The organism is Pseudomonas sp. LS1212, from assembly GCF_024741815.1.
Lineage (GTDB): Bacteria > Pseudomonadota > Gammaproteobacteria > Pseudomonadales > Pseudomonadaceae > Aquipseudomonas.
In genome coordinates this window covers 2246920-2262015 of record NZ_CP102951.1, presented here as the reverse complement: position 1 = coordinate 2262015, position 15096 = coordinate 2246920, and the positions used below count along the sequence as shown (strand labels likewise).

Here is a 15096-nt window from a genome sequence, read left to right as displayed (position 1 = left end):
TAAGCGCACTCGCGCTTTTGCTGTTGGGCTGAACTTCCGGCCGATTCGCGGGGTCGCATGCTTCGACGCTGAGAATCGTCCCGGTCCACTTCCGCAACTCATCGAAAGGACCTGGGTAGTCAACTTATTCGCTTGGCACTCGTGTGTCAGGCCGAGGCGTTCTGTTGTCTGTCGAATAGCCCTGCGAACAGCCGCTCCGGCTGTTCGCTCAGCCCAATCCGTGCGAGGGAGAGAACAATGAAGCCGCAAACCGCCATCGTCGACATTCACGGGAAGTACAAGGTTTACACGGAGCGTTACCGTAGCCACGCCGCTGAGAAGACCATCATTCTGGTCAATGGCGCATTCTCAACCACCGCATGTTTTGCCCAGACGGTGCGTTACCTGCAGCCGCGCTTCAACGTGGTTCTCTACGACCAACCCTACGCCGGCCAGTCGAAGCCGCATAACCGCCACAGCCAGCCGATCAGCAAGGAAGACGAGTCAGAGATCCTGCTGGAATTGATCGAAAGGGTCGCCGCCGACCATGTGCTGTCCTTCTCCTGGGGTGGCGCGGCCACCCTGCTGGCACTGGCCCAGCGGCCACCACGGATCGAGAAAGCGGTAATCAGTTCCTTCGCCGCGCGGATCAACCAGCCAATGCGCGACTACCTGGAGCGTGGCCTGAACTGTCTCCAGGCCTGCGACCGCATCAAGGTGGGCCGCTTGATCAACACCACCATCGGCAAGCACCTGCCGTCGCTGTTCAAGCGCTACAACTTACGCCATGTCAGCAGCCTGGCCGAGCACGAATACCGGCAGATGCACTTCCATATCAATGAGGTGCTGACACAGGACACCCCCTGCTACACCGACTGCGCCGCTGCCATCGATATCCCGCTGCTGTTCATCAACGGTGAATGGGACGAGTACACCTCGACGGGCGACGCCCGCCTATTCGCCGGCCATGCCCGGCAGTGCCAGTTCCGCACCATCCAGAACGCCGGGCACTTCCTCGACCTGGAACACAAGGTGGCCTGGGACGATACCCAGCAAGCCTTACTTGGCTTTCTGCAGCCAGCTTCCAGCCTGGCCCGGCCGAACGGCGCGCGGCCGCTGGACAGTCGACACCGCCACGCCGCCAGTGACCGCGTAGTCACCGTGCGGCGCGCAGCCACCTGACCGATTAGCGGGGGTGTGTCGCTGGGGTAATTCTTTGCCCGGCAGTTTGGATGCACCGCCGCCGCGCCTTGGTTCAACCCCTTTGTGTTTGGCTCCCCGACGGTAGAAAGACGGAGTGTGGCCCATGCGAGATAAACCAGCGGCGGGCAACTTGCCTGTACCCGCGTCCTTTGTGCAAGCAGAACAAAGCTCCACCCCCGGCCTGCGTGGCCGGGACCTGTTCTCCACCCTGCGCACCCTGGCGCTGCAGGGCCTCAAACAGCCGCTGCACAGCACCCGGCATGCCCTGGCCCTGGGCGGCCAACTGGGTCGCGTGCTGCTTGGCGATACGCCGCACCAAGCCCCTGTCCAGGATGCGCGGTTCCAGGACCCGTCCTGGCACCTCAATCCCTTCTACCGCCGTGGCCTGCAGGCCTACCTGGCCTGGCAGAAGCAGCTCAACGCCTGGGTCGACGAGAGCGACCTGGCGGCCGACGACCAAGCCCGCGCCCGTTTCATCCTGGCCTTGCTCGGCGATGCGCTGTCACCCACCAACAGCCTGCTCAACCCGCTGGCAGTCAAGGAGTTGTTCAACACCGGCGGACTGAGCCTGGTCAACGGCGTGCGCCACCTGGTGGACGACCTGCTGCACAACGGCGGCATGCCCAGCCAGGTCAGCAAGGCGGCCTTCGAAGTCGGCCGCAATATCGCCACCACCCCCGGTGCCGTGGTATTTCGCAACGAGCTGCTGGAACTCATCCAGTACCAGCCGCTGAGCGAGAAGCAGTACCTGCGCCCGCTGGTGATCGTGCCGCCGCAGATCAACAAGTTCTACATCTTTGATCTCAGCCCGGAGAAGAGCTTCGTCCGGTACGCGCTGAAGAACGGCCTGCAGGTGTTCATGCTGAGCTGGCGCAACCCGGACGCTCGCCATCGCGAGTGCGGCCTCTCCAACTATGTACAGGCGCTGGAGGAAGCGCTCGATGCCTGTCGCGCCATCACTGGCAGCAAGGCGGTCAACCTGATGGGTGCCTGTGCCGGCGGCCTGACCATCGCCGCGCTGCAGGGCCATCTGCAGGCCAAGCGGCAGCTGCGCAAGGTGGCCAGCGCCAGCTATCTGGTAAGCCTGCTGGACAGCCGGGTGGAGAGCCCGGCGGCACTGTTCGTCGACGAGCAGACCCTGGAGGCGGCCAAGCGCCGCTCCTACCAACAGGGCGTGCTGGACGGCCGCGACATGGCCAAGGTGTTCGCCTGGATGCGCCCCAACGACCTGGTGTGGAACTACTGGGTCAACAATTACCTGCTCGGTAAGCAACCGCCGGCCTTCGACATCCTCTACTGGAACAACGACAACACCCACCTGCCGGCCGCCCTGCACGGCGACTTTCTCGACCTCTTCAAGCACAATCCGCTGACCCGCAGCGGCGGCTTGGCGATCTGCGGCACGCCGATCGACCTGCGGAAGGTCACGGTGGACAGTTTCAGCGTCGCCGGCATCAACGACCACATCACTCCCTGGGACACGGTCTACCGCTCGGCCCTGCTGCTCGGTGGCGAACGGCGCTTCGTGCTGTCCAACAGCGGGCATATCCAGAGCATCCTCAACCCACCGGGCAACCCCAAGGCCAGCTACCTGGAGAACGGCCAACTGTCGTCCGACCCGCGCGCCTGGTATTTCGACGCGGAGCAGCACGACGGCAGCTGGTGGCCGGCGTGGCTGGACTGGATTCAGGCGCGTTCCGGTGAGCAGCGCGAGGCCCTGGCGGCCCTGGGCAATCAGGACCACCCACCGATGGAGGCCGCGCCGGGCACCTACGTGCATTTAAGCTGAGCCCCGCAGCGCTGACCGGCGCCCGCCCGGTCGGTGCTGGCTGGTGCGCCCGCGGCGTCCGACGCCGCCCCCTGATGCCGGCCAGTCGCTCCTCGCGTGCGAAATGAAGAATTTAAAATCATCAGTAAAATTAGATAGATAGAAGGGAAGTGAGTGAATTTTCCCCTTATCTCGGCATAACGCCTAGAATACGTTTTGCCCATTTTCAAAGGAATGACCGAGTGATCACTTGTCACGTCAGGTATGTAATTGACCCTTACCAGGTTCCGGCTTTTGAGAGCTATTCGCGGCGCTGGATACAGCTGGTGACACGTATGGGGGGACAGCATCATGGCTATTTCCTTCCCGCAGAAGGCGCTAACAACATTGCGTACTGCCTGTTCAGCTTCTCAAGCCTTGCAGATTACGAACGGTATCGTAAGGAGGCTGAAACGGATTCTGATTGCGTTGAGGCGGTCAGCCAGGCCATTGAGAAAAAATTCATCCTGAGCTACGAACGTAGCTTCCTGCGTCCTGTGCTGGAGTGAAGATCTAGGGGGGCGATTTCGGCAAGATCGCGGAGAGGGTTGGATACGCTTCTGGCCGATTACTGTCCGTCACTACTGACCGGTTTAGGTTGTGGATTCCGGCCTGTCACCTCAGGCAGCAGGTCGCCGGTAGGTCTCGGAATCTCAGGAGCGGCCCTTCCTCGCATCGATCTCATTTGGCGTCCTGCCGTCCAAAGTCGGCACGTTGTCCAGCTTTCGAATAAGGCCGTCCAGCTTCTCCAAATCGCCCTCTACAATTGCCCGTTCATCAGCGGTCAATGGAACTGCTTCCAGGTAACGTCCAATCGAGGTTTTACTTTCTAAGGCCTGAGCCCGTGCGCTGGCTTTCGGCAGGTTGAAATCGCACCCGGCACAAGCCATGCGATGCGGGCAACTGCTCCAGAACGGATTCGAACAATACGAGTTGCCCAGGTCATAAAATGTATAAGGCTCTTCCGAGTGACAAGCGATTACGTCGTGGTCGATGAGCAGTGAAACCATGTGGGACATCTGATCTGCTTTGACAAATGACGCAGCCAGCTTGGTGGGGCGAATGCGAATGTAGTGTAACGTCGAACTCGGTGAGCTGTGCCCTGACCATTGCATCAATTCAATTAATGACATGCCTTGGGGAACGCTGGCCAACGCGGTAACCGCAGAGGCTCGGCCTCTATGGCTGGTAATGCGTCCACGACTGTCCTCCAGAGGAACACCCGCTTTTGCGCACAGCATCGGGATGATTGTGCTGTTGATGGCACCTGTTCCCATACGCTTACCACGAAACTGAAACAGGTAACTGACCTTCTCCCCTGTCCGCTCATCCAGAAGGGGGGCCTGGTTCACTGGCCTTTCCCGCAGCCAGGCATCAATTCGCTCTTTAACCACCGCCGCAACAGGCTTAACAAATGCTTTGAACGTCTTACTGGCAGGAATATCGAGATAGCATAATGTTCCTGCGGGCACCGTGGTTCCATCTTCATGCACTACATCGCTTGACTGTGCGTGCGCACAGCCCATGGCCAGTCGCATAACCTCATTACTACGTAGCCCCGTATGCGTCCACACAACGGCAATCGCCTGAACCATTGCCAGAGGATAGTGAATTTCCGACAGTAAATCCTTACGCTCCAAATTCAAGCTCGCCCAGATCAGTTTGAGCCAACTTGAATCGTCAATGACGCGAGGGTTGACACCCGAATTGAACGCCACGGAAATTGGGGTCGCCAGGTGATGGCGTGGGCTGAACTTCAAACGTCCCCAGCCCCATAGCTCAAAATCGATAAAAAACGTCGCACAGCATGTAGAAACCCGCGTTTGGAATTCGGCGCAATCGGCTGGCCGAGTCCCTTAAATTTCGTGTGGCGGGCAGACTCCAACGCCCATTCGCCGACCGTCATTCGGTCAACCGCCGCGATGAAGGCCGCGCAGGTGGACATATTCCAGTCGACTGGGGAAACAACCCATGGCTGTTCTCTCGCCAACCAGATGCCTGTTCTCAAAACGAAACTGTAGTTACTTTCTCGCGTACGAGGACGTAAGGTCGAGGTATCTCGCCAGCGCCGGCAGCACTCGACCCAAACGGGATCAATGCCATCAATGCTCTTTTCACGCCACCCAACGTACCCACGCATGCGCAACGGTTTCGCCAGGATGCCCAATGCAGCCAGGCCATGCGAAACCTTGCCAACCGACCGTGCGATACCTTCGCTTCGGTGTGCCTGCCCTCGCAACAGCAATTCTTCGGTGAATGTTTCAAGTCGAGGATCACCATTTTCCAGCATCAGTGCACCAAGAACGCTGGACAGGAATTGTTCCAGGTGGCGTGCTGCGTACCCCAGCGACTTTAAGGTTTGACTTAAACGAGTATGTTCACGCTTGAATATCTGGCTTCCGAAGATTGCTGATGCATAAATTGCTGACTGTCGAAATTTGGCGATGCGCTGAGGCGTTCGGAAGCCCCCTAGGTGGTAGGCGACTGCAGCAAGGTAGGGGCGTGACCCCGCTCGGGTGTTGAGTAAGGTCAGCCACTGTGTTTCTGACCAGGACCAATATGGCTTGCCGGTTTTGCTGACATGCCAAAGAATGGCAGCAACTGAAGAGACGGCTAATCGAGGAGAAACCCCGCTATGCGCCACCAGATCAATCAGTGGATTTACGAGCCCAGGCATCTTCGATTGAAGGTAGGGCCAGTCAGAACGGTAAAGATGATTGGAAAGAACGGCCTGCTCTGAATCCAACAACACCTCGCAACGCTCATACAGGCTGACATCAAACGGTATATAGTCCGCAGTAGATGGGGCGCTCATGTTGATGACTCCGATTTGAAGAGCTCACCGAATGCGGATTCCGCGGCCATCCGGCCACCTATTCCACGATGATCCGGCCACCCATTCCACGCGCATCCGGCCACTGATTCCACAGCCATCCGGCCACCCTTCAGGCAGGCAGCCACGCAGGATTAATTCACTACCATCGACCTCTTTTTTCGAAGCAGAGAGGTCGTCGTGGAGCGTTTATCCATGCGTAAGATTCGAGAAGTTCTGCGCCTCAAGTTTGAGGTGCGTCTATCTGCTCGCCAGATCGCGGTCAGCTTGCAAGTGGGGCGAGCCACCATCGGTGACTACCTCAATCGCTTTGCTGCCTGCGGGCTGACTTGGCCCTCTGCGCTGACCGACGCCGAATTGGAACGTCAGTTGTTTCCGCCTGCGCCGACCATCCCCAGTGAGCAGCGTCCGATGCCTGACTGGGCATGGGCTCACGCCGAACTGCGCCGCCCCGGCGTCACCCTGGCTCTGCTTTGGCAAGAGTACCGGCTCAGCCACCCGCAAGGCTTCCAATACAGTTGGTTCTGCGAGCACTACCGGCTCTGGGCCGCCAAGGTCGACGTGGCCATGCGCCAGGAACATCGCGCCGGCGAAAAGCTGTTCGTCGACTATGCCGGCCAGACCGTGCCGGTCATTGACCGGCACACCGGCGAAATCCGCCAGGCCCAGGTCTTCGTCGCTGTCCTCGGCGCCTCCAGCTACACCTTTGCCGAGGCCACCTGGTCGCAGCAACTGCCCGATTGGCTGGGCTCGCACGCCCGCTGCCTCGCGTTTCTCGGTGGAGCGCCCGAGATCCTGGTGCCGGATAATTTGCGCAGCGGCGTCACCAAAGCGCATCGCTACGAACCGGACATCAACCCCAGCTATCGCGATCTGGCCGAGCATTACGGGGTCGCCGTGTTGCCCGCTCGCGCCCGCAAGCCCAAGGACAAGGCCAAGGTCGAAGTCGGCGTGCAGGTGGTCGAACGCTGGATCCTCGCGGCCTTGCGCAACCGCCAGTTCTTCTCGCTGGGCGAACTCAACACCGCAATCGGCGTGCTGCTGGAGCGACTGAATCAACGACCCTTCAATAAGCTGCCCGGCTCGCGCCGCTCGGCCTTCGAGGCGCTCGACCAACCCGCGCTGCAACCCCTGCCGGAACAGCCCTATGTCTACGCCGAATGGAAAAAGGTGCGGGCGCACATCGACTACCACGTCGAAGTCGACGGCCATTACTACTCGGTACCGTACCAACTGGTGAAGCACCAACTCGAAGTGCGCCTGACCGCACAGACCGTCGAGTGCTTCCACGCCAACCAGCGCGTGGCCAGCCATGTGCGATCGCCGCACAAAGGTCGCCACACCACCCAAACCGAGCACATGCCCAAGAGCCACCGCGAACATGCCGAGTGGACGCCGCAACGGCTGATCCGCTGGGCAGAGCAGACCGGGCCAAACACCGCGGGTGTCATCGCCCACATCCTCGAGCGCCGAATCCATCCGCAGCACGGCTTCCGTGCTTGCCTGGGCATCCTGCGCCTGGGCAAACAGCACGGTGAAGAACGGCTGGAAGCCGCTTGCCAGCGCGCCCTGGCGCTGGGCGCATGCAGTTACAAGAGCCTCGAATCGATCCTGCGCCAAGGGCTGGAGCGGCTACCGCTGGCCCAGCAGAACCTGCCGCTGTTGCCCGATGAACACATCAACCTGCGCGGCCCCGGCTACTACCACTGACCTGAAGGAATACGCCCATGCTCCCCAATCCCACCCTGGACAAGCTACAAACCCTGCGCCTGCACGGCATGCTCAAGGCGCTGAGCGAGCAACACGCAACGCCCGACATCAACAGCCTCAGCTTCGATGAGCGCCTGGGGCTGATGGTCGATCGCGAGCTGACCGAACGTGAAGATGCGCGCCTGAGCACTCGCCTCAAAGCCGCCCGACTGCGCCACAACGCCTGCCTGGAAGACATCGATTACCGCAGCCCGCGTGGGCTGGACAAGTCCCTGATCCTGCAACTGGGCAGCGGCCAATGGCTGCGCGACGGCCTGAACCTGATCATCGGCGGCCCCACCGGCGTGGGCAAAACCTGGCTGGCCTGCGCACTGGCCCACAAGGCCTGCCGGGACGGCTACAGCGTGCGCTATCTGCGCCTGCCGCGCTTGATGGAAGAACTGGGTCTGGCCCACGGCGACGGTCGCTTCGCCAAACTGATGGCCGGTTATGCCAAGACCGATCTGATCATTCTGGACGACTGGGGAGTGGCGGCGTTTACCGCTGCGCAACGGCGCGACATGTTGGAGCTGCTGGACGACCGCTACGGGCACCGCTCGACACTGGTGACCAGCCAGATGCCGGTAGACAAATGGCATGAACTGATCGGCGATCCGACCTTGGCCGACGCCATCCTCGACCGGCTGGTGCATAACGCTTACCGCATCGAACTCAAGGGTGAATCGATGCGCAGGCGCTCGATGAAATTGACTGCAACAGGGACTTCAGACTAACAATGCAAACCTGCGTCGCTGCGCTCCGACTGCCCGGCCGGATGGCCGTGGAACAGGTGGCCGGATGTGCGTGGAATGCCCGGCCGGATAAGCGTGGAATGAGTGGCCGGATGGCGTGGAATCCGCACACCGAACATTCGGGCATCCAGACTGCCCACCGATTGCGCCATTTTTGCGGTCAGATCCGCGCCCGACAGGTGCAGGTAAATCAAGGTGGTTTTCGGGTCTCGATGTCCGGCGTAAGCGGTTAGCTCATGCAGTTTCCAGCCAGTGCGGGCCAGATGCCTTAGCCGCAGATGGCGGAAGGTATGCGTACTCAAGCATGGAAGGTTTGCGTCCCTGGCCCACGCTTCTACCGTTTTACTCCACGTCCAGCGGGTTAAACCCGATCCGCGATTGCGGTCTGATTCGGATCGTAACAACGGCCCTTTCACCCACCCGGCACGACGAAGCGCGTGAAGATGCACCATCAGTACAGGCGCTATGGCAGGGCTGTAGCATACGATTCGGCTGCGTCGGCCCTTGGTCGTTTCAGCTCGCACCGAGATCAGCCGATGTGCAACGTCCAAGTCTTCGATTCTTAAGGCCACCAGTTCGGCACGACGGAGCGCCCCGCAGTACGCTAGAGAGAGCATGAGCCGATCACGGATAGACGACCTGGCCGCCACGCTCAGCAAGCACCTCCACTGCTCATCGGTGGGGATGTCGGGCAGCTTGATGAGACGAGGCACTAGGCCCCTGACAAACCCTGAGTGTGCGGGTACTTGGAACAGTCGAGCGTGTTGTCCGCGAGGTACAGGATTTTGCTGGCAGATTCCCTGAAAGACTAGGTGGTCGTACCAAAGACGGATCGCGGTGAGCCGTTGGTGCAAGGTTGCATTCGCCACCGCATCTTCTTGCCCGGGCAAAAGCCTGCGGATGTAAAGCGTGACCTGCTCAAACGTGACTGATTCAGCTTCCAGGCCAGAGGTCTCGCAGTGGAGCAGGTAATGTGCCAAACCACGACCGTACGCGTCCAAGGTGGCAGGCGCACGCCCCAGATTACCGAGCAGTTGCAGCCATTCCTGAACACTGGAATAGCGTTCCAGCACCAGCTCATACGATGCGGGAGAGGTCATGGGCGAATCCCCAGAACGTCGACCGATTCAGACTAGCTCAAAAAGCATTCCACCTAACTTACTAAAGCGCGTAGTTCGATGAGAACGCCACGATACCGTGCTGCTTGAGCTTGTGTTTGATCTGAAAGTACGGCTCGCCCATCCTCACGCAGGGCTTGCTGTCCGCTGATCGAGCGATCACGCAACCGTCGTTAGGGGTATCGGGGATTTTCGGACTTCAAGACGATCTGACCACACTCTTTGACCAGTCGCTTGCAGACTGGCTCCGAGTCTACAGCCGCGATCACTATGTGGCCTGGCTCTGCTTCGAGAGCCCGGTGCAAAATCGCGAAGCGCCGCCCATCAAGCAAAAACCTACCGCGAACCTATGCACCACACCTCATTTCGATCAAGATAGCGGTGAGCCGTTATTCAGCATGCTGAGCGCGCCATCGGCCCCCCGGTGGGCCAGGCAAGCGAAGAGGTCGTATGCGCTGCGTAAACTGCGGATTCGAGAATCCCTCCGGGGCCAGCTTCTGTGAAGCGTGCGGCGCCAAGCTGGCTTGCAGCTGTCCGCGCTGTGGCCACGAGGCGGACCTTTGCGCCAAATTCTGCAGTGAATGCGGCGCACCGCTAACCGATGCGCCTGCTGCGCCATTACCGCGCCCCCGGCCTGTTTCAGGGCCTTCTCCAGCGCCCATTCATTACACGCCCCACTATCTTGCCGAGCGCATCCGCGCCGAACAGGCGGCCATGGAAGCCCGGGGCGAGACCGCCGGCGAACGCAAGACCATCACGGCGCTGTTTGCCGACATGGCCGGCTCCACGGCGCTGATCCACGACCTCGATCCGGAACAGGCCCAGCGCCTGATCGAGCCTGTGGTCGCGATGATGATGGAAGCCGTCCACTACTACGAAGGCTATGTGGCCAAGACGCTGGGCGATGGCATCCTCGCGCTGTTCGGCGCACCCATCGCCCATGAGGATCATCCGCAGCGGGCGCTGTATGCGGCACTGCGCATGCAGCAGGCGATACGCCGACATGGCGACCGCATTCGCCTGGAGAAAGGCATTCCGTTGCAAATCCGCGTCGGCATCCACACCGGAGAGGTCGTCGTGCGTTCGATCCGCACGGACAATTTGCACACCGATTACGATCCGGTCGGGCACACGATCCACATTGCGTCCCGGATGGAGGGAATCGCCGCGCCATCGTCGATCCTGGTGAGCGAGTCCACCTACAAGCTGGCGGAGGGCTATTTCGAGTTCAGGACTCTGGGGGCCACCCAGGTCAAAGGTATTCCCGAGCCGCTCGTCGTGTACGAGGTGCAGGGTCTGGGCGCGCTGCGCACGCGCCTGCAACTGGCGGCACATCGCGGGCTGGCCAGGTTCGTCGGCCGCCAGGTCGAGCTGGACCACCTGCATCAGGCGCTCGAGCAGGCCAAAGCGGGCCACGGGCAGGTCGTCGCGGTGGCAGGTGAGGCAGGGGTCGGGAAGTCGCGGCTGTTCCATGAGTTCAAGGAACGCTCGCGGCGCGGCTGTCTGGTGCTGGAGACGTTCTCGGTGTCGCACGGCAAGGCCTTTGCCTATTTTCCACTCATCGAGCTTCTGAAAAACTACTTTCAGATCACTGCCCTGGACGACGAGCGGCGGTGCCGGGAAAAGGTCATGGGCAAGACCCTGACGCTCGAGCGCAGCTTCGAGGATCTCGTGCCCTACCTGCTCTATCTGCTGGGTATTGGCGAAGGCAGTTCGGCGCTCGCGGAAATGGATCCTCAGATCCGGCGCGATCGCATCTTCGACGCGATTACGCAACTTCTGGCGCGCGAGAGTCGCGATCAGCCGATCGAACTGCTGTTCGAGGACCTGCAATGGCTGGACCGCGAGACCGAAGCATTCCTCGCGTGCCTCATCGACCGCGTGGCGAGTGCCCCGATCCTGCTCCTCGTGAACTACCGGCCCGAGTATCAGCCTGCGTGGACGCGCGCGGGTCATTGCAGCCAGCTGCGGCTCGAACCGCTGGGCCCGGCCGAAGCCCAGGGACTGCTCACGGCCTTGCTTGGGGACGATCCCACCCTCGTCCCCCTCAAACAGCTCATCCTGGAGAAGACGGAGGGCAACCCTTTCTTCATGGAGGAAGTGGTGCAAACGCTGGTCGAGGAGAAATCACTGCTCGGCGAACCCGGCCGTTACCGGATCGAGCAAACTCCGGCTGCGCTGCATATTCCCACCACCGTGCAGGGTGTGCTCGCCGCCCGTATCGACCGGCTCCCCGTTGCGGAGAAGGAATTGCTGCAGACGCTCGCCGTCATCGGCAAGGATTTTCCGTTCAGTCTGATCCAGCGCATCTGTGATGGAGGGGTCGCTCGGATGGACGACGATTTGCGCGATCTGCTGGCCCGACTGGAGGCCGCGGAGTTCATTTACCAGCGGCCCGCATTTCCGGAGGTGGAGTATTCGTTCAAGCATGCGCTGACCCAGGAGGTCGCGGGCTACTCGCTACTCACGGAGCGGCGTAGCGCACTGCACGAACGCACGGCGCAGGCCATCGAGGCACTGTTCCCCACCCGCATCGCGGATTACTGCAGCGAACTGGCGCACCACTACAGGCTGAGCGGCAATGTCCCGAAGGCCGTGGAATACCTGCACCGTACCGGGCAACAGGCCCTCCAGAATTCCGCCCATCTCGATGCGATGCGTCACCTCGGCGCGGCGCTGGAATTGCTCGAGCATTTGCCCGACACGCCCGCACGTGCTCATCAGGAACTGACGTTGCTGCTCTGCCTGGGGCCGGCCTTGATGGCCATGCGAGGCTATGGTGCGCCCGAGGTGGCGGCCGCCTACACCCGTGCACTGGCGCTATGCGCGCAAGTAGGCGACGACTCGCTTTTCCCTGTGCTGCTGGGGCTGCGGACTTACTACGAGTTGCATGCGCAGTACTCAACTGCATGCGAACTGGGTGAACGATTGCTCAGTGTTGCGCAAACTGCGCAGGATCCGGACTTGCTCGTGGAAGCCCATGCGGCACTCGGGGCGACATTGCTTTTCCAGGGTGATCTGCGCAATGCCCTTGAACACCAGGAGCGGGCGCGTGTCCTCTACAACCCGGACTGTCATCGCACATATGCCAGTACGTGCGGCATGGATCCGGGCTACGCCCTGACATTTTCGGCCTGGTGCCTTTGGTTCTTGGGCTTCCCCGATCAGGCAAGCACGCGCAGCCGGGATGCCCTCGCTCTGGCCAATAAGATTTCCGACCCGTTCAGCTTGGCCTTCACCCTGTCTGCTACGTCGATACTGGGACAGTTTCAGCACGACGTACGACTCGCCGAAGAGTGTGCTGATGCCGCCATCAAGCTTTCCCTAGAACAAGGGTTTCCGTTTTATTTGGCGTGGGGGACTATTCTCCAGGGTTGGGCTCGCGCCGAGCAGGGAGACTTTGACGAGGGTATCGCTCAGATAACCAAGGGTATCGCCACTTACCAAGCGGCCGGAGCAGAGCTTGGATGTACTTATTTTCTGGCCCTGCTGGCCGCAGCTCACGGGCGCTCCGGGCAACCGCAGGCAGGATTGGACGCTGTGACCGACGCTCTGGCTATGGTGAACAGAACAGGCGAGCACTTTTACGAAGCAGAACTGTACCGCCTCAAGGGAACTCTTACTCTCCAAGGTTCGGGCGAAGCCAGACTGGATACTTCTGTGCAGCAGGAAGCGCAAGCATGCTTTCAAACGGCGATCTCGATCGCTCGACAACAAGGGGCAAAGTCACTTGAGCTACGAGCCACAGTGAGCCTTGCTCAGCTATGGGAAACACGAGACAAGGAGGCGGCCAGGCAAATGCTGGCCGACATCTATAGCTTCTTCACCGAAGGCTTCGACAGCGTTGATTTACAACAAGCCAAGGCGCTGCTCGATGCATGGGCATCAAGCGGGGGGTGAACGATCGATGACGCAGGGTGCTCAATGGAGCATCGGCGCGTCGTCGGCGAGCGCGTGACGGGGCGAAGCGCCGCAACAGGTTCCGATTCGGCTCAGCACCGACGAGGAGGCCAAGAATGACCACGAAGAACGGACAGCCTCGAGGCAGTGACGAGCGTAAGCCGGTCGCGCTGGCTTTGCAGGGCGGCGGGATGCACGGTGCGTTCACCTGGGGCGTGCTCGATCGGTTGCTCGAGGACGGCAGGCTTGCCATTGAAGGGGTGAGCGCAACCAGTGCCGGCGCGATGAATGCCGCCGTGTTGGCCTCCGGTATGCTGCAAGGTGGCGAGGCCGGCGCGCGCCGGGCGCTGCACGATTTCTGGTACGCCGTGGCGCAATCCGCCGAGCGTTATAATCCGTTGCGCTGGATGCCATGGCTGAAAGGGACGCACAGCTTCGGGCTGGACTATTCGCCCATGTATACGTTCGCGGACATGGCGCTTCGTATCTTCTCGCCTTACCAGTTCAATCGCCGCAACTTGAGTCCGCTGCGGGATGTGCTGGAGAGGCAGGTAGATTTCGCCGCCTTGCGCAAGCAATGCCCGTTCCACCTCTATCTGTGCGCGACCAATGTCGAGACGGGAAAGATACGCATCTTCTCGGGCGAAGACGTCTGCGCCGAAGCGGTGCTTGCTTCGGCCTGCGTACCGACACTGTTCCAGGCGATCACGATCGACGGGCAGAACTACTGGGATGGCGGCTATATGGGCAACCCGGCCATTTTCCCGTTGATCTATCACTGCAATACACGCGATGTGGTGATCGTCCACATCAACCCGCTCGTCCGCCCGGGCGTGCCCATTACAGCTGCCGACATCCTCAATCGCATCAGTGAAATCAGCTTCAACTCGTCGCTGATGCGTGAGATGCGCACCATCGCCTTTGTCACCGACCTCATTCAGCAAGGCAAGCTCGATCGCGGCGAGATGAAGGAGATGCTGATCCACTCCATTAAGTCCGACGAGGCGATGTGCGCGCTCAGCGTGTCCAGCAAGTACAATGCGGACTGGGACTTCCTTTGCGGTCTGCGCGACAACGGACGACGCGAGACCGAGGCGTGGCTCACGGAGAACTACCGGAATATTGGCGAACGGTCGAGTATCGACATCCGAAAGGAATTTCTTTGAAGGCCGATCCCGATCGCGCCATGGACGACCTCATCCAATATCGTTTGACCATGTATGAGGATCCCGCGATCAACCAGGCGATGAGTGGTGGCTCCGCATTGGCGAAGCCGGATTACAAGCAGGTCGCCAACGCCGCAAGCCTGCGCTGTGCAATCGAGTTATCCGAGGCCGCGTAGTAATTGATTACCGTGCCCGCTGCGCCACTCTGCACATCGGTGAAGGATTCGGCACCCCTGGTGTAGACCGTAAAACCGCCAGTCTTCCCTGGCTGCAAAAATGCGCCCGCATCGACACCGAACACGGATTCATCCTGCCAAGCGAACTGGACGCACTGGGCTACGACGTTTTCTGGCTTGTTGGAGGAGAACGCCTTGTTCGGGCTTTTGAGGCGAGCCTCGTCCATCGCGGATGACGCGCACCCAGCCAACAGTGCTGCCGCCAGTGCCCCAATCAATACTCGCATGCTGTCCCCTTACTTTAAAAAGGGGTGACTGTAACACCGCGCCTCGCGTGTACGAATCCCAGTAACGTAGATACGCCTGCGAACTACCTCCTGCGTGCCGGCACCAGGGTTTCTTGAATGCCAATG

General features: G+C 60.5%; 9 protein-coding genes and 4 pseudogenes. 8 read left to right on the top strand and 5 right to left on the bottom strand.

Annotated elements, in window-relative coordinates; all coding sequences use genetic code 11:
* The first annotated feature begins 237 nt into the window (after positions 1 to 237).
* The 3 genes from NVV94_RS10605 (at position 238) to NVV94_RS10595 (ending at position 3498) form a co-directional block, all read left to right on the top strand.
* Positions 238 to 1161: an alpha/beta fold hydrolase gene (locus tag NVV94_RS10605; RefSeq protein ID WP_258447110.1), complete on the top strand. Its 924-nt coding sequence runs from the start codon at positions 238 to 240 to the stop codon at positions 1159 to 1161.
* Between the two features lie 124 nt (positions 1162 to 1285).
* Positions 1286 to 2971, top strand: coding sequence for a class II poly(R)-hydroxyalkanoic acid synthase (gene phaC, locus NVV94_RS10600; protein ID WP_258447109.1), 1686 nt, complete (start codon positions 1286 to 1288; stop codon positions 2969 to 2971).
* 221 nt (positions 2972 to 3192) lie between these two features.
* Positions 3193 to 3498, top strand: coding sequence for an NIPSNAP family protein (locus NVV94_RS10595; RefSeq protein WP_258447665.1), 306 nt, complete (start codon positions 3193 to 3195; stop codon positions 3496 to 3498).
* 144 nt (positions 3499 to 3642) lie between these two features.
* Here NVV94_RS10595 and NVV94_RS26695 read toward each other — a convergent pair.
* A pseudogene (locus tag NVV94_RS26695) lies at positions 3643 to 5804 on the bottom strand (tyrosine-type recombinase/integrase).
* Positions 5805 to 6017: 213 nt separating this feature from the next.
* Between NVV94_RS26695 and istA the strand changes: the two are divergent.
* Both istA and istB read left to right on the top strand, forming a co-directional pair.
* Positions 6018 to 7532: an IS21 family transposase gene (istA, locus tag NVV94_RS10580; protein WP_258443136.1), complete on the top strand. Its 1515-nt coding sequence runs from the start codon at positions 6018 to 6020 to the stop codon at positions 7530 to 7532.
* Between the two features lie 17 nt (positions 7533 to 7549).
* Positions 7550 to 8305 (top strand): IS21-like element helper ATPase IstB, encoded by a 756-nt coding sequence (gene istB, locus NVV94_RS10575; RefSeq protein ID WP_258443137.1) that lies wholly within the window; start codon positions 7550 to 7552, stop codon positions 8303 to 8305.
* Here the strand turns inward: istB and NVV94_RS10570 are convergent.
* From NVV94_RS10570 to NVV94_RS10560, 3 genes and pseudogenes are all read right to left on the bottom strand, one after another.
* Positions 8302 to 9423 carry a site-specific integrase gene (locus NVV94_RS10570; protein ID WP_258447106.1) on the bottom strand — a complete coding sequence of 374 codons (1122 nt, stop codon included), beginning with the start codon at positions 9421 to 9423 and terminating at the stop codon, positions 8302 to 8304. The two genes, istB and NVV94_RS10570, sit on opposite strands and share 4 nt — an antisense overlap.
* 64 nt (positions 9424 to 9487) lie before the next feature.
* Positions 9488 to 9616, bottom strand: a pseudogene (locus tag NVV94_RS10565) (DNA polymerase V subunit UmuC); the annotation flags it as partial.
* Between the two features lies 1 nt (position 9617).
* Positions 9618 to 9749, bottom strand: a pseudogene (locus NVV94_RS10560) (LexA family protein); the annotation flags it as partial.
* 142 nt (positions 9750 to 9891) lie between these two features.
* On the opposite strand from NVV94_RS10560, the pseudogene NVV94_RS26855 reads away from it, so the two are divergent.
* The 3 genes and pseudogenes from NVV94_RS26855 to NVV94_RS10550 form a co-directional block, all read left to right on the top strand.
* A pseudogene (locus NVV94_RS26855) lies at positions 9892 to 9969 on the top strand (zinc-ribbon domain-containing protein); the annotation flags it as partial.
* Between the two features lie 186 nt (positions 9970 to 10155).
* On the top strand, positions 10156 to 13341 hold the full coding sequence (locus NVV94_RS10555; protein WP_258447104.1) for an adenylate/guanylate cyclase domain-containing protein: 3186 nt from the start codon (positions 10156 to 10158) through the stop codon (positions 13339 to 13341).
* A 116-nt stretch (positions 13342 to 13457) separates the two neighbouring features.
* On the top strand, positions 13458 to 14507 hold the full coding sequence (locus NVV94_RS10550; RefSeq protein WP_258447103.1) for a patatin-like phospholipase family protein: 1050 nt from the start codon (positions 13458 to 13460) through the stop codon (positions 14505 to 14507).
* Between the two features lie 112 nt (positions 14508 to 14619).
* On the opposite strand, the gene NVV94_RS10545 is transcribed toward NVV94_RS10550, so the two are convergent.
* Complete coding sequence (locus NVV94_RS10545; RefSeq protein ID WP_258447102.1) at positions 14620 to 14970, bottom strand: hypothetical protein; 351 nt, start codon at positions 14968 to 14970, stop codon at positions 14620 to 14622.
* Positions 14971 to 15096: the final 126 nt, after the last annotated feature.